The 18,689-nt window shown below is 33.9% G+C and carries 17 protein-coding genes; 10 read left to right on the forward strand and 7 right to left on the reverse strand.

Features of this window, described 5'->3' with window-relative positions:
* Positions 1 to 22: 22 nt before the first annotated feature.
* The 3 genes from BLV91_RS05050 to obgE all read left to right on the forward strand — a co-directional run bounded on the left by BLV91_RS05050 (position 23) and on the right by obgE (position 3,176).
* The gene (locus BLV91_RS05050; protein ID WP_091430387.1) at positions 23 to 595 is read left to right on the forward strand and encodes an adenylate kinase; all 573 of its coding nucleotides are present in this window, start codon (positions 23 to 25) and stop codon (positions 593 to 595) included.
* Between the two features lie 200 nt (positions 596 to 795).
* A complete protein-coding gene (locus tag BLV91_RS05055; protein ID WP_245709617.1) occupies positions 796 to 2,019 on the forward strand; it encodes a hemolysin family protein in 1,224 nt (407 codons plus the stop codon).
* A gap of 155 nt (positions 2,020 to 2,174) precedes the next feature.
* Positions 2,175 to 3,176, forward strand: a complete 1,002-nt coding sequence (gene obgE, locus BLV91_RS05060) for a GTPase ObgE (protein WP_091430391.1) — start codon at positions 2,175 to 2,177, stop codon at positions 3,174 to 3,176.
* Between the two features lie 73 nt (positions 3,177 to 3,249).
* Here obgE and BLV91_RS05065 read toward each other — a convergent pair whose 3' ends face one another.
* The 3 genes from BLV91_RS05065 to BLV91_RS05075 form a co-directional block, all read right to left on the reverse strand.
* On the reverse strand, positions 3,250 to 3,657 hold the full coding sequence (locus tag BLV91_RS05065; RefSeq protein WP_175513960.1) for an alpha-2-macroglobulin family protein: 408 nt from the start codon (positions 3,655 to 3,657) through the stop codon (positions 3,250 to 3,252).
* Positions 3,658 to 3,659: 2 nt separating this feature from the next.
* Positions 3,660 to 4,121: an Mpo1 family 2-hydroxy fatty acid dioxygenase gene (locus BLV91_RS05070; RefSeq protein WP_091430393.1), complete on the reverse strand. Its 462-nt coding sequence runs from the start codon at positions 4,119 to 4,121 to the stop codon at positions 3,660 to 3,662.
* A 248-nt stretch (positions 4,122 to 4,369) separates the two neighbouring features.
* The gene (locus BLV91_RS05075; RefSeq protein ID WP_091430395.1) at positions 4,370 to 5,359 is read right to left on the reverse strand and encodes a glycosyltransferase family protein; all 990 of its coding nucleotides are present in this window, start codon (positions 5,357 to 5,359) and stop codon (positions 4,370 to 4,372) included.
* Between the two features lie 199 nt (positions 5,360 to 5,558).
* On the opposite strand from BLV91_RS05075, the gene BLV91_RS05080 reads away from it, so the two are divergent.
* The 6 genes from BLV91_RS05080 to BLV91_RS05105 are packed head-to-tail and all read left to right on the forward strand — an operon-like array spanning position 5,559 to position 10,333.
* Positions 5,559 to 6,266, forward strand: a complete 708-nt coding sequence (locus BLV91_RS05080; RefSeq protein ID WP_091430396.1) for a tetratricopeptide repeat protein — start codon at positions 5,559 to 5,561, stop codon at positions 6,264 to 6,266.
* Positions 6,263 to 7,618 carry a UDP-N-acetylmuramate--L-alanine ligase gene (locus BLV91_RS05085; protein WP_091430398.1) on the forward strand — a complete coding sequence of 452 codons (1,356 nt, stop codon included), beginning with the start codon at positions 6,263 to 6,265 and terminating at the stop codon, positions 7,616 to 7,618. Before BLV91_RS05080 ends, BLV91_RS05085 begins: the two co-directional genes overlap by 4 nt.
* A gap of 8 nt (positions 7,619 to 7,626) precedes the next feature.
* Positions 7,627 to 8,085: a GNAT family N-acetyltransferase gene (locus BLV91_RS05090; protein ID WP_091430400.1), complete on the forward strand. Its 459-nt coding sequence runs from the start codon at positions 7,627 to 7,629 to the stop codon at positions 8,083 to 8,085.
* Between the two features lie 31 nt (positions 8,086 to 8,116).
* Complete coding sequence (radC, locus tag BLV91_RS05095; RefSeq protein ID WP_245709610.1) at positions 8,117 to 8,848, forward strand: RadC family protein; 732 nt, start codon at positions 8,117 to 8,119, stop codon at positions 8,846 to 8,848.
* A gap of 18 nt (positions 8,849 to 8,866) precedes the next feature.
* A complete protein-coding gene (locus BLV91_RS05100) occupies positions 8,867 to 9,556 on the forward strand; it encodes a YjjG family noncanonical pyrimidine nucleotidase (RefSeq protein ID WP_091430402.1) in 690 nt (229 codons plus the stop codon).
* A gap of 3 nt (positions 9,557 to 9,559) precedes the next feature.
* A complete protein-coding gene (locus tag BLV91_RS05105; protein ID WP_091430404.1) occupies positions 9,560 to 10,333 on the forward strand; it encodes a hypothetical protein in 774 nt (257 codons plus the stop codon).
* 66 nt (positions 10,334 to 10,399) lie between these two features.
* On the opposite strand, the gene BLV91_RS05110 is transcribed toward BLV91_RS05105, so the two are convergent.
* Complete coding sequence (locus BLV91_RS05110) at positions 10,400 to 11,677, reverse strand: replication-associated recombination protein A (protein WP_091430406.1); 1,278 nt, start codon at positions 11,675 to 11,677, stop codon at positions 10,400 to 10,402.
* Between the two features lie 323 nt (positions 11,678 to 12,000).
* Between BLV91_RS05110 and BLV91_RS05115 the strand changes: the two genes are divergently transcribed.
* The gene (locus tag BLV91_RS05115; RefSeq protein WP_091430786.1) at positions 12,001 to 12,753 is read left to right on the forward strand and encodes a rhomboid family intramembrane serine protease; all 753 of its coding nucleotides are present in this window, start codon (positions 12,001 to 12,003) and stop codon (positions 12,751 to 12,753) included.
* A 113-nt stretch (positions 12,754 to 12,866) separates the two neighbouring features.
* On the opposite strand, the gene BLV91_RS05120 is transcribed toward BLV91_RS05115, so the two are convergent.
* The 3 genes from BLV91_RS05120 to rlmB all read right to left on the reverse strand — a co-directional run bounded on the left by BLV91_RS05120 (position 12,867) and on the right by rlmB (position 18,686).
* Positions 12,867 to 14,363 carry a RagB/SusD family nutrient uptake outer membrane protein gene (locus tag BLV91_RS05120; RefSeq protein ID WP_091430408.1) on the reverse strand — a complete coding sequence of 499 codons (1,497 nt, stop codon included), beginning with the start codon at positions 14,361 to 14,363 and terminating at the stop codon, positions 12,867 to 12,869.
* A gap of 9 nt (positions 14,364 to 14,372) precedes the next feature.
* On the reverse strand, positions 14,373 to 17,519 hold the full coding sequence (locus tag BLV91_RS05125; protein ID WP_091430410.1) for a SusC/RagA family TonB-linked outer membrane protein: 3,147 nt from the start codon (positions 17,517 to 17,519) through the stop codon (positions 14,373 to 14,375).
* 432 nt (positions 17,520 to 17,951) lie between these two features.
* Positions 17,952 to 18,686 carry a 23S rRNA (guanosine(2251)-2'-O)-methyltransferase RlmB gene (rlmB, locus tag BLV91_RS05130; RefSeq protein WP_091430411.1) on the reverse strand — a complete coding sequence of 245 codons (735 nt, stop codon included), beginning with the start codon at positions 18,684 to 18,686 and terminating at the stop codon, positions 17,952 to 17,954.
* Positions 18,687 to 18,689: the final 3 nt, after the last annotated feature.

Below are 18,689 nucleotides of genomic sequence, written 5' to 3' on the forward strand. Positions count from 1 at the left end.
CTACAACTACTCAACACACATTATGATCAACATTGTTTTATTTGGAAAACCAGGAGCAGGAAAAGGAACTCAAGCAGAATTTTTAAAGGAGAAATACAATTTAACACATATATCTACTGGTGATGTGTTTCGTTTCAATTTAAAAAATGACACTGACCTTGGGAAACAAGCAAGAGTTTACATGGATGCCGGAGATTTGGTGCCAGATGAATTGACTACAAAAATGCTTATTGATGAGGTAAATAAACATCCTGATACTAATGGGATTTTGTTTGATGGTTACCCAAGAACAATCTCACAAGCAATTGCTTTGGATGCTTTTTTGGAGTCAATTGATTCTAAAGTTGCCGCTACAGTTGCACTAGAAGCTGACGATGAAATCTTGATTCAGCGTTTGTTAGAAAGAGGAAAAACAAGTGGTAGAATTGACGATCAAGACGAAGATAAAATAAGAAATCGTTACCAAGAATATAATGAAAAAACAGCTCCATTAATGGGGTATTATAATGAACAAGGAAAGTTTTATGCCGTAAATGGTATAGGAACAATCCAAGAAATTACGGAGCGTTTAAGTACCGTTATAGATAATTTATAGGAGCAAACACCAGCTGTACGTTACAAGTCCTCGTCCCGTTGTCTATTTTTATAAAGTACCCATAAAGCTTCTTTTAGTCGCTTTTGGTCACTAATAAAAATGCAACAACAAGACTGTGGGCTTTTCACTGCCATCTGGGCTAAAAGAATATGGAAATACTAATAATATTTTTTTTAATACTATTGAATGGGGTTTTCTCCATGTCTGAAATCGCATTGATTTCAGCAAGGAAAAATAGATTAGAAACTGCTGCCAAAAAAGGAAATAAAAGCGCGAAAATCGCTTTGGAGTTGGCTAATTCGCCAAACAAATTTTTGTCAACCGTTCAAATAGGAATAACACTGATTGGAATCCTAACAGGAATCTATAGTGGTGATAGAATAACAATGAATGTGGAGACTTTTGTCAAAACGTTTGCTATACTGACACCGTATGCACATACTATTGCAGTAGGAATCGTTGTAGTGATATTAACTTTTTTCTCACTAGTATTAGGGGAATTGTTACCTAAAAGGATCGGGATGAATCATCCAGTTGCTATTGCTAAAGCTGTGGCGATGCCTATGAAAATGGTTTCTATTGTAACGGCACCATTTATATGGTTGTTAACACAAGCGACAGAATTTTTGTTGAAAGTGCTACAGATTAAACCAAATACAGACGGTAAAGTAACAGAAGAGGAAATTAAGGCTTTTATTAGAGAAGGAACTGAAGGTGGAGAAGTTCAGGAAATTGAACAAGATATTGTAGAGCGTGTTTTTCACATTGGAGACAGAAAAGTTAATTCTTTGATGACGCATAGAAAATCAGTTGTATTTTTGCCTTTGCACTCAAATAAAGCTGAGATTAAGGAATACATGCTAAAAGAGTTGCATTCTATTTACCCAGTTTACGACAAGGATTATGATGACATTGTAGGCGTTGTGAATTTAAAAAATATTTTTGCGCACATCGATGACGAAAGTATCATTTTATCGGAGATTATGACCGAAGCCCCATTTATGATGGAGCATACAACTGCATACAAAGCCTTAGAGCGATTTAAGAAAACGAATATTCATTACGCTTTTGTAGCTGATGAGTATGGTATTTTTCAAGGTGTGATAACTTTGAATGATATTCTGGAAGCATTGGTTGGCGACGCTTCAGAATTTGATAAAGAGGATTTTAAATTGGTAGAAAGAGAAGATGGGAGTTGGCTAGTAGACGGACATTATTCGCTACATGACTTTCTTACTTATTTTGACTTGGATGAATTAATAAATGATTATAATGTGACTACGGTCAGCGGATTAATAATGACGGAACTTTCACATATACCAAAGCAAGGAGAAAAATTGATTTGGCATAAATTTGAGTTGGAAGTCATTGACATGGATGGAGTAAAGATTGATAAAGTAATGGTGAGATCATTGCAAAAATAAAATAGCTTGCCGTATTAAAGGATAAAGAAAGTGCTGAATACGACAACTGAACATTGAATACTAAAAAAAAGAGGACAGAGGATTTGAAAAAAAAAGGAGGACAGCCGGTGGCTGTTAGGTATTTTAGATCAATGTCGAAGTAAAAGAAAAGAGTTATGACTGAAGGGAATTTCGTAGATTACGTAAAAATATTTGTTTCATCCGGTAAAGGAGGGAAAGGATCTACGCATTTGCACAGAGAGAAATTTATTGAAAAAGGGGGTCCAGATGGTGGAGATGGTGGTCGTGGTGGACACGTTTATCTTGTAGGAAACAAAGGGCTTTGGACCTTGTTTCACTTAAAGTTTGCCCGTCACATTAAAGCTGGTTACGGTGGTGATGGTGGTGGTGACAGAAGTACAGGTGCTGATGGAGACGACAAGTTTATTGAAGTGCCCTTAGGAACTGTTGTTAGAGATAAAGAAACAGGAGAAATATTGTTTGAAATCACTGAACATGGTGAAAAACAAATTCTTTCCAGAGGAGGAAAAGGTGGACTAGGAAACTGGCACTTTAGAAGTTCTACAAATCAAACTCCAAGATATTCGCAACCCGGATTACCTGGAACTGAAATGGATGTTATTCTGGAGCTTAAGGTTTTGGCTGATGTAGGTTTGGTTGGTTTCCCTAATGCTGGAAAATCGACGTTATTGTCTGTATTGACTTCTGCTAAACCAAAAATCGCAGATTACCCGTTTACAACATTGAAACCAAATCTTGGGATTGTTGCTTACAGAGATTTTCAATCTTTTGTAATTGCTGATATTCCTGGTATTATTGAAGGTGCTGCTGAAGGAAAAGGATTAGGTCATTATTTCTTACGTCATATTGAGCGTAACTCAACCTTATTGTTTCTTGTTCCTGTGGATACTCCAGACATCAAAGGAGAATATGATATTTTGGTAAACGAATTGACAAAATACAATCCTGAAATGTTAGATAAAGAGCGTCTATTAGTAATATCAAAATGTGATATGCTTGATGATGAACTGAGAGCTGAATTAAAAGAAGAGTTAGATGTTTCCTTTAAGGGAATTCCTTATATGTTTATTTCATCTGTAGCTCAACAAGGGTTAACAGAATTGAAAGACAAACTATGGAAAATGTTGAATGACTAAATTGTCATTTAGATTTTATTAAAACAAAAATCCGTTTCAAGTAATTGAAACGGATTTTTGTTTTTCTATTGATTTAATTCTGTACTTTTACTTGGATTCCATTGCTGTGACTGGTGAATTCAGGAGCATACATACTTTGAATTGTCGTAATTCCGTTAGAGAAATTTCCTTTGTTATTTACCCTTACATCGTATTCTAAGACGTAAGTTCCTTTATTGATTTTGTCAAAAAAGAAATGTGTTGCCGCATCTTTTGTGCTTTTATAAAATCCTAAATTATCTTTGTATTGGTAAGCAGATAAAACATCAACAGGTTCAAAACAGGAAGCTCTCATGTCTTTTAAATGTACAAATTCCATATCTTCTTTTGTCGAAATGATTAATCGTACGGTAAGTAAATCTCCAATATTCAAATCTCCATTAATATTAGTTAAAACAGCTGCCTTTGGCAGTGCTTCACTTTTTTTCTTAAAGTATATAATTTTTAATTCATTTTAAATACGGAATGAATAACCCAGGCAGGGCCAATTAGTAAAAATTGCAAGTCTTTGATGAAAGAGGGTTTCTTCCCTTCAATCTTGTGACCGTAAAGTTGACCGATCCAGCCTATCGTAAAAACCGCAATAGAAAACCATAATAGAGGTAATGATTGAGCAATAATGTAATTTCCAATGAGACAAATCGTTGTGAAAACAAGCATTTTTAATCCCATTGAGATGGATAATCTAAAATAAAAAAACAGCACAAAAACTAAAACTATAAAAGCCCAATTAGCCAAAATAAGGTGTATTGAAGCGAGTGGATTTAGAATTTGGCTTGGAATACTCATAAACAGTCCAACTACCGAAAAAAAGATTAAAGGAACGCAGATGTAATGGATTTTTTTATTGGTTAAGTTTTTATGGCTTACGCTGTATTCTTCAAACCATTCGTTTAATGTTTTCATGTTTTGTTTTTACTATTGCAAGCTAATTTAATAAAAAAAATAGAAAACGGCTGTTGTTTGGTCTGTTTCAGTAAATTATTGTTAGTTAGGCGAATTATGATTTTATCAGTGTTGTTTTTTGGATGAGGGATAGTAGTGGAAATCCTTTTTTTGAGGTTTTTTTTACCTCAAAAAAGATTGTAACAAATAGCCCGACCCTCCTTTTTTTGGAGGGGCAGCCCCCGAAAATAAATTGATTTAATATTTTTTTAGTCTTTGTAGGTGTCAAATAAATAGTCAAGAGTTTCTGGGATATTGTTGGCCTGCATAGTTGGGTAAATAATTTCTTTGTCGAGCCAGCTTTCGATTATTAAATTAAAGTCGTCCTCAATATCATAGACAACAGGGACACCTAGTTTTTTTAAAGCCGCGGCATTGCATTCTTGTTCATAATGATTGCGAATAGGTATGCTAAGGATTTTCTTTTTAAGGTAAAGTGCTTCTGCTGGAGTTTCAAATCCGCCGCCTGTAATTATTCCTTCACAATTGATTAAGCTTTTATTGAATTTTTTTTGATTGACCGGGTAGTAGGTAATATTCCTAATAGTGTAAGGAGATTCTACATCATTTAAAAACCAATGAAAATGCACATGCTTTACTTTATTGAACGCTTTTTCTAAACAGTCTTTGTCAAATGAAGGCAAGTAGACCGTAATGTGTCCTAAGTTTTTTGGCTCAGCTTCTATAATTTGATCCTTGATAATAGGAGGGCGAATAAAGCTATCGTAGTTTTCAAAATGCAATCCAATGTTTTTAGGAGAAGGGGCGTAGTGTTTGAGAATCATTTCGCCCATAAAACTTTTCTTATTTGGTCTTGGGGTAGCCTTAGAAATGAAGCTGGCTTGATGTCCAAATTGAACCGAATGCACATTTTGTAATTTACAAGCCAAAGATGTTATAGCGTCAAAATCGTTAATTATTACGTCATACTCTTTTAATGGTAATGCATCAGCATCTTTGTACATCTGGCGTGGTTTGATGTTTTTAACGATATTCCAATAATCGAGGCCGCCACATTTGCTATAATGAAGACTGCAGCCTTTGCTTTTAAATTTTATGGGTAATTTTATGTCAAGACTAGCATTGTTGCCGCTTAAGAAGAAATCTACTGTGCCATATTTAAGTAGATATGGATATAATTGTGTAGCCCTACTGATGTGTCCGTTTCCAGTAGCTTGGATAGCATAAAATATTTTCATTTCGTAAGGCTTGTTATGATTGATTAAGAAGATGTATTAACTTTTATTATTGCTTTACGAAAGTAGTTTGTGGATGTTATCTTAAGGTTTTTTAAAGTTTTCTATTGTATTATAGTTTTCTGTTTTAATTGGGATAAATTTGGGTTTTATCTTAACTAATAATATTTTTATTCCTTATAAATTTCCTTATTTTTGAAGAATGAAACATTTACTTTTTTTATTATTTCCTTTTTTGCTTTGTGCGCAATCGAGTTTTGATAAAGCACAGAAACTTTTTGACGATGGTAAGTATGAACAGTCAAAACCTATTTTTGAAACACTATTGAAATACAATCCTTCAAATTTAAAAATAATTGAAAATTTAGGAGATATTGCTGGAAGTAATAAGTCATGGGAGGACGCGATTTTTTATTATAAAAAGCTGAAAGAATTAAAACCTTCTGAAGCTAATTATTTTTATAAATATGGAGGTGCAACAGGCATGCGTGCTTTAGAAGTCAATAAGTTTAAGGCACTTGGTATGATTGATGAAATCAAAGAATCTTTCGAAAGAGCAATAGAATTAGATTCGGGACATATTGATGCAAGATGGGCTTTGATAGAATTATATATAAAGCTTCCCGGATTTGTTGGAGGAAGTGAGACAAAAGCGATAAGATATTCAAATGAATTACTGAAGTTGTCAGAAGTAGATGGTTATTTGTCGCGAGGACATATTGATGAGTATTTTAAGAGATATACAGCTGCGGAACAACAATATAAAAAAGCAATTGCTGTAGGAAGTACTATTGAAGGGTATAAAAAGCTAGCTGATTTGTATAAAAATAAAATGAAGGAACCTGCAAAGGCAAATGCAATCTTACAAAAAATAAAAGATTTAAATTCAACACCTAAGAAAAATATATGAGAACTCATTTTATCGCTATCGGTGGTAGCGCCATGCATAATCTTGCTTTAGCATTACATAATAAAGGGTATCAGGTAACAGGAAGCGATGATGCGATATTTGAACCATCAAAATCAAGATTAGATAAAAAGGGGATTTTACCTGCAGAATTAGGTTGGTTTCCTGAAAAAATCACTTCTGATATTGAAGCAGTGATTTTAGGAATGCATGCTAAGGCTGATAATCCAGAATTGTTAAAAGCGCAGGAATTAGGGCTCAAGATTTATTCTTACCCTGAGTTTTTATACGAGCAATCTAAAAATAAAACAAGAGTTGTTATAGGTGGTTCTCACGGGAAAACAACTATAACCTCTATGATTCTTCATGTAATGCATTACCATGACATCGCAGTGGATTACATGGTAGGAGCACAGCTGGAAGGTTTTGACACCATGGTACATCTAACGGAAGAAAATGACTTTATTGTTCTTGAAGGAGATGAGTATTTGTCATCACCAATAGACAGAAGACCTAAGTTTCATTTGTACCAACCTAATATTGCTTTAATTTCAGGTATTGCTTGGGATCATATCAATGTTTTTCCAACGTATGAAAATTACGTAGAGCAATTTGAAATTTTTATTGGTAAAATTACCAATGGAGGAATTCTAGTATACAATGAAGATGATGCAGAGGTAAAACGTGTTGCTGAAGTAGCGACGAATCCAATCAGGAAATTACCATACCACACACCTAATTATAAAGTTGAAGATGGAACGACGCTATTAGAAACTCCTGAAGGAGATATGCCTATTGAAGTTTTTGGCGCACATAACCTAAATAATTTGGCTGGAGCCAAATGGATTTGCCAAAATATGGGGGTAGATGAAGCTGATTTTTATGAAGCAATCTCCAGTTTTAAAGGAGCATCAAAACGTTTAGAAAAAATTGCTGAAAGTAGAAATAGTGTTGCGTATAAGGACTTTGCCCATTCACCTAGTAAAGTAGCTGCAACTACTAAAGCGGTTAAAGAGCAGTATCCAAACCGCAATTTAATAGCTTGCTTGGAATTGCATACATATAGTAGCTTGAATGCTGAATTTTTAAAGGAATATGAAGGTGCATTAGAACACGCTGATGTAGCTGTTGTTTTCTATTCTCCGGATGCTGTGAAAATTAAGCAATTAGATGAAGTAAGTTATGAGCAAATTGCAAAAGCGTTCAATAGAGAAGATTTAATTATCTACACCAATGCGAATGAGTTTAAGGATTATTTATTCAATCAAAACTTTGATAATTCAGCACTATTATTGATGAGTTCAGGGAATTATGGCGGATTGAATTTTGATGATGTTAAAAAAATAATTGAGTAAGCTTTACAATGGAGGATCAAATAAAAATCATAAGAACTACTAGTGAGAATCATGATTTTGTTTCATTAGTTAGTGCTTTGGATAAAAGTTTGTGGGAAGCGTACCCTGAATTAAAATCAAATTATTGGGGGAATAATATCATAGAGTTGAACCCTAATGTAGTGATTGTATATCTTGACGATGTGGCTGTTGCTTGCTCTTGTTTTAAGAAATATGATCGAAATACAATTGAAATAAAACGTATGTTTGTTTCTGTTGATAATCGTGGCAAAAGATTGGCACAGTTGATGTTACGGGAATTGGAATCTTGGGCGAAGGAATTAGGGTTTACAGTTTCGGTTTTAGAGACATTATATAAGCAAGAAGCGGCTATTAGAATGTATCAAAAAGCGGCTTATGTTATCACGGAGAATTATGGACCGTATGTAGGATTGAAAAATAGTATTTGTATGCAAAAACAGATTTAAGTTCAATTTAAATATTGGGTTTAAAGTATTAATGAGCGTTGGCATTTGGATTAATTTAAATCTTTTAAACGTGGAGCAAAATAATTTTCCCATTACGCATTGGTCCGAAGACGATAAGCCACGTGAAAAACTGATGCTCAAAGGCAAGAGTGCTCTTAGTGACGCAGAATTAATTGCCATTTTGATTGGTTCAGGAAGTCGAAATGAATCAGCGGTTGAGTTGAGTAAGCGCATTTTAAAAAGCGTAAATAATAACTTGAATGCTTTAGGAAAACTGACAATTTCACGATTGATGGAGTTCAAAGGAATAGGGGAGGCAAAGGCCATTTCTATTATTGCCGCTCTTGAACTAGGAAGACGCCGAAGAACCGAAGATGCTTTAGAATTAGTGAAAATTACTTCGAGTAAAGCGATATTTGAATTGATGCAGCCAGTCATTGGAGAGTTAGCGCACGAGGAATTTTGGATCGTTTATTTGAACAATTCTAATAAAGTACTTTCAAAATCCCAATTAAGTAAAGGTGGTATAACTGGCACTTTGGTTGATGTGCGATTGGTCTTTAAAAATGCACTTGAAATAGGGGCCACAGCTTTAATTTTATGTCACAACCATCCTTCTGGAACATTGATTCCTAGTGATGCCGACAAACAAATAACAAAAAAATTAAAAATAGCTGGTGACAGTTTAGAGATTAAAGTTTTAGATCATTTAATTGTTACAGAAACCAGTTATTATAGTTTTGTTGATGAGGGAATTTTTTAATAATAAATTAAAAATATAATGAAGATTGATAATATAAGAGATGTTTTTTTTGATTTAGATCATACCCTTTGGGATTTTGATAAAAATTCTGAAATCACTTTTGAAAAGATATTTAGTAAAAGTCATCCATCCATTGAAATAAAGACTTTTATTGGGAAATATGTGCCCATAAATCAAGCGTGTTGGAAATTATTCCAGTATGATAAAATTTCACATAAAGAATTACGTTATAACAGATTGAAACAATCATTTGATGCATTGAATTATGATATATCAGATAAAGACATCGATTTGATTGCTGATGAATACATTCACTTTTTACCGGATAATAATCATCTTTTTGACGGCGCATTTGAAATTTTGGATTATTTAAATCAAAAGTACAAGCTTCATATTATTACTAATGGTTTTGCTGATGTTCAGCATAGAAAGATTAGCAATTCAAAATTGGTGAGTTATTTTGATACCGTTACTAATTCAGAAATGGCGGGAGTTAAAAAACCCAATCCTATCATTTTTGAGTATGCATTAGATTTAGCTAAAGCCAAAAAAGAAAATAGTATTATGATAGGAGATTCGATAGAAGCGGATGTGCAAGGTGCTTTAGATATTGGATTAGATGCCATTTTTTTTAATGAAACACCTAGTCCTGTTGGAAAACATATAAAACAAATTAACCATTTATTAGAATTAAAAAATTATTTATAAATTATGAAAAAAATATTATTATTACTTGTTGCATTGATCTCTACATACGGTTTTTCACAATCGATTAATAATTACAAGTATGTAATTATCCCTTTGAAATATGAATTTATGAAGTCAGAAAATCAATATCGTTTGGCTACATTGTCTAAGTTTAACCTTAACAAAGCAGGTTTTGAGGCGTATTATGAAAATGAGCATTTAGCTGTAACTACTGAGAAATGTGACTTACTTTCTTTTGAAGTAATCAAAGAAAAATCTTTTTTGACAACAAAATTACACGCTATTTTTAAAGATTGTTATGGTAAAGTTGTTTATCAATCGGAAACAGGCGTGAGTAAAGAAAAGGATTATCAGCTTGCATATAGTGAAGCTTTAAACAAGGCTTTTGTTTCAATTGAAGGCTTAAATTATAAATATGCTGGGTCAGTAAAAGAGATTAAAAAAACTGTGACTCCTATTAAGGAACAATCTAATACGGTTGTGGTAAAAGAAGTTGCTACTGTCTTAGAAAAAGTTAATCCAAGCACTGTAGTTGCACCAAAAGTTTCAGTTCAAAGTTCAAGTGCTTTGTATGCACAACCAATAGCTAACGGATATCAATTAGTTGACAGTACGCCAAAAGTGGTGATGAAGGTTTATAAAACTTCAAATGAGTCTAATTTTATTGCTGAAAAAGACGGGACTAATGGAGTTTTAGTATTAAAGGACAAACAATGGTTTTTTGAATATTACAAAGACGGAACTTTGTATTCAGAGAAAATAGAAGTTAAATTCTAGTATGAATTAATTTATTGGATTAAACAAAAAAGCAGCTTATTCCTAACGAATAAGCTGCTTTTTTGTTTAGTAGCCGTATTTGTTTTTCCAGCGATTTTTCAAAAATTCTCGAGTTGTATTCTCACGAGAATTGTTGCCAGGGACATATATTGCTTTATTACTTAACTCATCAGGGAGAAACTCCTGTTCTGCAAAATTATTGGCATAATCATGCGAATACTTGTACTCGTCACCATAGCCTAATTCTTTCATTAATTTGGTAGGCGCATTTCGCAAATGTATAGGGACAGATAAATCACCTGTTTGTTTTACAATTTGTTGTGCAGTCCCAATAGCCATATAAGAAGCATTGCTTTTAGGGGACGTTGCTAAATAGATGGCGCATTGGCTTAATATAATTCTGCTTTCGGGATATCCAATTGTAGCGACAGCCTGAAAGGTATTGTTAGCCATTATAAAAGCCGTTGGGTTAGCGTTGCCAATGTCTTCACTAGATAGAATTAACATTCTTCGGGCGATGAATTTTACATCTTCACCACCTTCAATCATTCTGGCTAGCCAGTAAACGGCTCCATTTGGATCGCTTCCACGAATAGATTTTATAAATGCTGATACGATATCATAATGTTGTTCACCACTTTTGTCATACAATACTGTGTTTTTTTGAACAAGTTGAAAAACACGATCGTTTGTGATTGTTATTTCGTCTTCAGCAGAGGCGTTTACGACAAGTTCGAAAATATTCAATAGTTTTCGTCCGTCACCTCCAGAAAGACGCAATAACGCCTCTGTTTCCTTTAATTTAATATTTTTAGACATTAAAAAGCTGTCTTTTTTTAATGCGCGTTGTAATAAGGACTCTAAATCCTGTTTTGTGAACGCATTCAATATATAAACTTGACAACGAGACAATAAAGCAGGGATTACTTCAAAACTGGGGTTTTCTGTAGTTGCACCTATTAGAGTAATCCAACCTTTTTCAACTGCAGCTAAAAGGGAGTCTTGTTGGGATTTGCTAAATCGATGGATCTCATCAATAAATAAAATTGGATTTTTTGTTGTAAAAAGACCGCCACTTTGTTTTGCTTTATCAATAACGTCTCGAATGTCTTTTACTCCAGAATTGATGGCGCTCAATATATAAAATGGTCGTTTTGATTCTTGAGCTATAATTTGTGCCAAAGTAGTTTTACCCGTTCCCGGAGGTCCCCACAATATCAGTGAGGGAATAATCCCTTTGGCGATTTGTTGGGTCAACGATCCGTTAGGACCTATAAGATGGGCTTGACTTATATAATCTTCTAGTTTTTGTGGGCGTATGCGTTCTGCTAAAGGTGCTTCCATGTGTTGTATTGAATCTGAATTGCATATTCATTAATCGTCATCCTAAATTCAGTTTAAGAAATGTAAAATTACTGTATTTTTATAGTTCTACTTTTGAATCGAGATTTTTTTTTTGGAGCCATTTCCAGCTATCCGCTACAATCTTTTTATTCCATTTTAAAAAAAAATGAAATAAAAAGGATTTCCACTTCTATCTGGGCTAGTAGTTTTTGTACCAACTATTTATTGATACTGACAAAATAGCATTAAATTGCATCTGGATAAATTTTTGCGATAGCTTATTTCTAATCAAAAGAGCTAACCAAAATTCAAAATTGATACTAATGGACAAACATTTTAAATTCAGCAATTCCGTAATTGGGCTGCCACTCTTCTTTGTATTGTTCCTGTGGTTTGTATATTGGTTAGAGATTCGATTTGGTTTTGATTTCGGTAAGAATGGAATATTACCCAGAACCTTTTCTGGATTGCAGGGAATTATTTTTAGTCCGTTTATACATTCAGATCTCAATCACCTTTATAATAATTCAATTCCTTTACTAGCATTGTTGGCTGCATTGCAGTTTTTCTATGCAAAACAATCTTTTTCTGTAATAGGTTTTGGGATTATATTTTCGGGTTTACTGACATGGATAATCGGAAGGGAGAACTACCATATTGGTGCTAGTGGTTTAATCTATGTTCTGGTTAGTTTTATTTTTTTTAAAGGACTACTTACAAAATATTACCGTTTGATAGCGCTATCATTAACGGTGATTATGTTATATGGAGGGATGCTCTGGTATGTTTTTCCAGAAGTAGATAATTCCATTTCTTGGGAAGGACATTTGGCAGGATTGATAACTGGTTTTGCTCTTTCATTTATTTATAAAACTCCGGAGTATAAAAAGGAACTAAAATACGATTGGGAGAAACCTGACTTTGATCCTATAGAAGATAAGTTTTTGCAACGCTTTGACGAAAATGGGAATTTTGTTAATCTGCCACCTATAGTTGAGGAGGAGGTAGAGCTGCCGTATTTTAATTCTAACGATGCCGTGGTTTATACAATTATAGAAAAAAAGGAGGACGACTAGGTTTTATAAATTAGTTCTAATAGGATAGTAGAGCGTCTGATTTCGGTAGTACTTAAAATAAAAAATCCCGTTTGCTTGCGCATTCGGGATTTTTAACTAATTCAATCTAAATATTAATTTGGGTTTTGTTCGATGTTTGGGTTTGAATTTATTTCCGCTCTAGGGAAAAGCCATTGCCATCTTTTATCACCAGCAGGAATACTCAATACTTGAGCAACTGAAGAAATGTGATTCGATGTAGTAGCAGGAACCGTAGTAGGACCAACTCTATCTAAAGCAGAGTTAGTTCTTTTTAGATCGTAAAATCTAAATCCTTCACCCCATAACTCAAGTCTTCTGTGTAAGTGAATTTCGTTTACTAAAGCTTGACCAGTAGCTGTAGATTTTACATAGGCAGGGTTTCTATTTGAAATTAAAGTAAATAAAGCTGTAGCAGCTGTAGCATCGTTCATCTTCGCTTTTGCTTCAGCTTCAATAAGGTACATTTCAGCGATACGCATATAAGGAACATCACATCTACTATCACCAGTACTTACCGAAAGGAATTTCTGGCTAGTATAAGGGAATTTTACTGCAGTTGAAACCAAAGTAATATTTGGGTGTTGCCCTGTTTTACTAAAGATTGTAGTACGTACATCTGTAGACGGAAATTGATCCCATAGTTTGTTAAAAATTGCTTTTGGACAAGAACGAATTACAGTTGAACTGTAATTACGAGACATATAAGCACCAAAGTTAGCAAATGACTCCGATTGTAGTTCGTTTACATAACTTCCCCACATCCATTCTGAATTTGTGTATGAGTTAAATCCTGAAACATAAGCTGTATTGCTCATTAAAGATTTACCTGCTCTTGCAAGTGCTGCATTAGCTGCTGCAACTGGCCAGTTTTGTTGAACTAAAGCGACACGTGCTTTTAATCCTTGAGCTACTCTTAAATCTAAATGAGAATTGTTAGGCTTTGTGTATCCAACTAGTAGTACTAATGCATCATCAATGTCTTTATTGATTTGAGTGTAAACTTCCTCTACAGTTGATCTTGGTAATTGCTCATTTGATACGCTTAATACTAAAGGTATTCCTAATTGACTATTAGGTATTGCAGTAGCGTCGTAACGTTTTCCGTACAATTGTACTAATTGGAAATGTGAAAATGCACGATATAATAAAGCTTGTCCTTTTATTATTTTTTTATCAGCATCTGATCCAGTAGCAACATCTACATTCTCTAATATTGTGTTAGCATTTCTGTTGATTCTATAAAAAGTTCTGTATGGAAAAGCAACATCTTGCGAATTTTCATTGCTTAAACCATTCCAGTTATAAACTTGTAAAAACCATCCGTTTGATATTGGAAAAACAAGATCTTCTCCTGCAATATCTATTTGTTGCATACATCCAGCAATCCCAGTTTCATTTTGTCCTTCATATCTGATATACAATGATCTATGGATTCCGTTTAATAAAGAGAATAAATTGGCTGTTGTAGAAGTTGCTGATGCGTAATCAACAAACTCAGTTGGTTTCTTTACTAAGAAATCTTCCGAACACGAGCTTAATGACAGTATCGATAATACCACCAATAAAATTGTTTTGTTAAGTGTTTTCATGATATTGTATTAAAAGTTTAAATTGATTCCTAATGAAATAGTTCTAGATGGTGAGAATCTATTTTGAGTAGTTCCATTAAAAGTCGCTTGAGGGTCCATACCGTCTCTTTTGGCGAATAATTTTAAGTTTTCGCCATTAACATAAAACTTAGCTCCATCAATTTGTAATTTCGAAATAAGGTCTTTTGGTAAGTTGTAAGATAAAGATACTTGTCTTAATGATAAGTAATCAGAATCAACTAACCAACGATTTGAAGCTGCTGAGTTTTGTGTGTTTCTAGAGATATTCATTACAGGAACATCTGTGATGTCACCTGGTTTTTGCCATCTGTCCAAAATGTCTGTATGTAAAGCAGATCCGTAATTGTTACCTGAATGCATTAATGCAGCGTAGTTCGAGTCATAAATTTTTCCTCCTAATTGGTACGTCATTAAAACATCCATTTGGAAACCACCTACTTTAAAAGTATTAGTAAAACTACCAAACAAATCAGGTAATGAAGTACCGTGGTATTCGTATAATGCTTTGTTTTGATTGATGGTAACATTAACTCCGTTTACTGTTCTTGAATCAGTGTCAGTAGGAGTTGTCAATAAAGGGTCAACTACATAAAGAGCGTATCCATCTGTTGGATCTACACCATACCAAGTTCTCAACCAATAGTCGTAAATAGAGCTTCCTACTGCATATTTTTTAGTACCATTGATAATTTCTTTTTGCGGCAATGATGTAATTTCATTTTTAATAGTAGAAGCATTGATGTTTACATTCCAAGAGAATTCTTTTGTTTTTACAATCATAGCATCTAATGAAACTTCAATTCCTTGATTAAACATCGATCCAATGTTTTCAACTTTAGAATCTAAACCTGAAGAAACAGGAATAGGAACGTTAAAGATCAATCCGTCTGTTTTTCTATTGTAGTATTCTACTGAACCTCTCAATCTATTTCCAAAAAAAGCATAATCTATAGCGATATCTTTCTGTGTATTTTTTTCCCATTTTAAATTGGGAGCACCTTGGTCATTTGTAAGAATTCCTACTTCGCTAGCATTGTTAAGACCTAGTGAAAAAGTAGGTGCGCCAATGTAATAGTTTAGACCATCATAGCTTGTATGTGAATCATTTCCTACTTCTCCAAATGAAGCTCTTAATTTTAATTCATTGATCCAAGTTTGTTTTTCAATAAATGATTCTCTAGTTAAGTTCCATGCGGCACCTACTGACCAGAAATTACCCCATTTGTTAGCATCTGCGAATTTTGAAGACCCGTCTCTACGTACTGAAGCAGATAAAATATATTTTTCATCATAATCATATCCTACACGTGAGAAGTAGGATTCTGTTGCGTAATTTCTTGTGTAAGAATTTAAATCAGATACGGTAAGGTAGTTGATGAATTCGTTGTTGTTAGGTACACCTTGTCCTCTTTTTGAACCAAACATATAGTTGTATTCATAGTCAAAACTTTCGTGTCCTACTAATGCATTAAAATTATGGTTGTTTACGCTTTTAGTATAATCAAGTAATTGATTAAAAGTGATTCCTGTGGTTACAGTATTAGTACGTGATGCATATCCATCAGGTGCTCCATCTCCAATAAGTTTATTCCAAAATACATTGTTGTTGAAATGTGCGTTATCAAATGCAAAGTTGGTTGTGAATTTAAGGTCTTTTAAGAATTTTACTTCTAAATAAGTACGACCATTAAATGATAAGCTTTTATCTTTATTTTCATTGTTTAAAGTTTCATAAACAACGTTTCTTCCGTTTGAAGCTCCTGATCCACGTAGTGCAGAATAAACTGGGTTACCAGTTGCGTCTAGAATTACTGCTCCAGTAGTTGCATCATGACTCAATACAGGGTAAATTGGTCCCATATAACGGATAGTACGGAATGGATTATTGAAAGATGAAGTGTTAGCTACTCCGTCAACCGCTTGGTTTGAATCAGTAAATGTAGTTGCTACATTCGCTCCTGTTTTGAACCATTCTTTTAGTTTAGTGTTTACATTTAAACGTGCAGTCGTTCTCTTGAAATCAGAGTTTTGAATTGATGCTTCTTCGCTTAAGTTACCGATAGACACAAAATAATCACTTCTTTCTGTTTTTCCTTGGTAAGAGAAATCAATGTTTCTTCTTAATCCGGCTCTTTCTAGTTGTTTTCCCCAGTCCAAATCATCTGGATATAAAAGTTGTGCAGCAGGATTTAATTGTCCATTTGCATCAAATAAACTTGCATTCGGAACATTAAAAGGATTGATAACTAAATCTATAGGAGTTCTAGTAGAAGCAAATGCATTTGCAGTAGCTAATAATGCTGGAGTGCTCATTGGTCTACTGTTTCTAATAGCTTCCCAAGTTAAAGGGTAGTATTGAAATGCGTCAACTCTATCATATTCAGGGATAGATCTTGTAGAAAGACCTGTACTCATGTTGAAGTTGAATTTGTCTTTAGAAGAAGTACCTTTTTTTGTAGTAATCATTACTACACCATTTGCTGCCTTAGATCCGTATAAAGAGGTAGAAGCTGCATCTTTTAATATTGTCATGCTTGCAACATCGGCTGCGTTAATATTATTGATGTCTCCTGTAAAAGGAACTCCATCAACAACATAAAGAGGTGTGTTAGAACCGCTAATAGAGCTAAAACCTCTAATTCTAACTGACGGCTGAGAACCTGGTTGGCCTGAACCACTTTGAATTTGTACCCCTGATACAGCTCCTTCAATTCCTGAAAGTACATTGGTAACAGCTCTGTTTTCAATATCTTGTGATTTAATAGTCGTTGCAGATCCCGTGTAAGAAGCTTTTTTAGCTTTCCCATAAGCGATAATTACGACTTCATCTATAGCAACTGCTGTAGATTGCATTCTAACATTTAATGTGTTAGAGTTGTCAACAGTGATAGTTTTTGTATCTAACCCAATAAAGGATAGAACTAGAACATCACCTGTTTTTGCACTGATGGAGTATTTTCCATCAAAATTAGTTTGAACACCATTTGATGTTCCTTTAACTTTCACATTTACCCCGGTTAGGGCTTGCCCCTCATTGTCCGAAACAGTACCGCTCACAGTTCTGTTTTGCGCAAATGTAATTTGCGTAATTAATGCTAGTACAAGCATTAAAATTTGATTAAACTTTGGTCTCATTGTTAAATATTTTCGATTAGTGCGGCAAATATCTTAAGTAAATGTTAATATTACTATAATGTTAATTGTTGTAATATTTAAATTATTTTCATATATGTGGCAGAGACGGATTTTGGCGGTAGTAATGTTTTTGGTTTTTAAGTTGTTGATTTTGTGATTGTTATTGAGGTTATTTTAGTGTTGTGATTTTAATTTTGAAATTTATTTTGTTTTTTGAAATAGGAGAAATGGCAATTTTAATGTTAAAAATCGATAATTTTAACATCGTGGTCGAAAGTTGTTATAAAAAAATGAAGTTGAATTGTGAGTATTAAAAGTATTATGTTAAAATAGCGGTGTAATTGTTAGTATGTCGGTTAAAAAAGTAAAAAAAAAGGATTGAACAGCATAGAAGTTGCTCAATCCTTTAAGAATATTGTGTGTTTTAGAGTGTTAGCTCCTTTGTCGTACGGCTTCGTATAAAAATGCGCCGCAGGCAACTGATACGTTTAGTGATCCTATTGATCCAAACATAGGAAGTTTAGCTTTTTCATCAACAATTTTTAAAACCGATGGGTTTACCCCGCGGTCTTCTGATCCCATGATGATGGCTACGCCTTCTTTTAATTCGATATCATAAATATTTTTATCCGTTTTTTCAGTAGCAGCAACGGTTTTGATACCACTGGCTTGCAAAAGGAAAATGGCGTCTTTAATATGTTCTACTTTACAGATAGGAATATTAAATACGGCTCCAGCTGACGTTTTTACTGTATCTCCATTTACGGGTGCAGAACCTGCTTTTTGAACTATAATTCCATTTACACCAGTACATTCAGCGGTTCTGATTATAGCTCCAAAATTACGAGCATCTGAAATTTGATCTAAAACCAAAAACAATGGTTTCTTTCCGTTTTCTAATACTGACTCAATCAAAGTTTCTAAATCAAAAAAGGAGATAGGGGAGATGGTCGCTACAGCACCTTGGTGGTTATTGGGTGTTAATCTGTTTAGTTTTTCAACAGGAACATAAGAGAAGTTAATATTACCACGCTTCATCACTTTCATTAAGTCTTTCATCAGTTCGCTACTCGCTTCCTTTTGAATATAGACTTTGTCTACTGTTGCGCCTGCTTGGATGGCTTCGATAATTGCTCTAATCCCAAATATTTGATGTTCTTTTTCCATGGT

Source organism: Flavobacterium degerlachei (genome assembly GCF_900106645.1).
GTDB lineage: Bacteria > Bacteroidota > Bacteroidia > Flavobacteriales > Flavobacteriaceae > Flavobacterium > Flavobacterium degerlachei.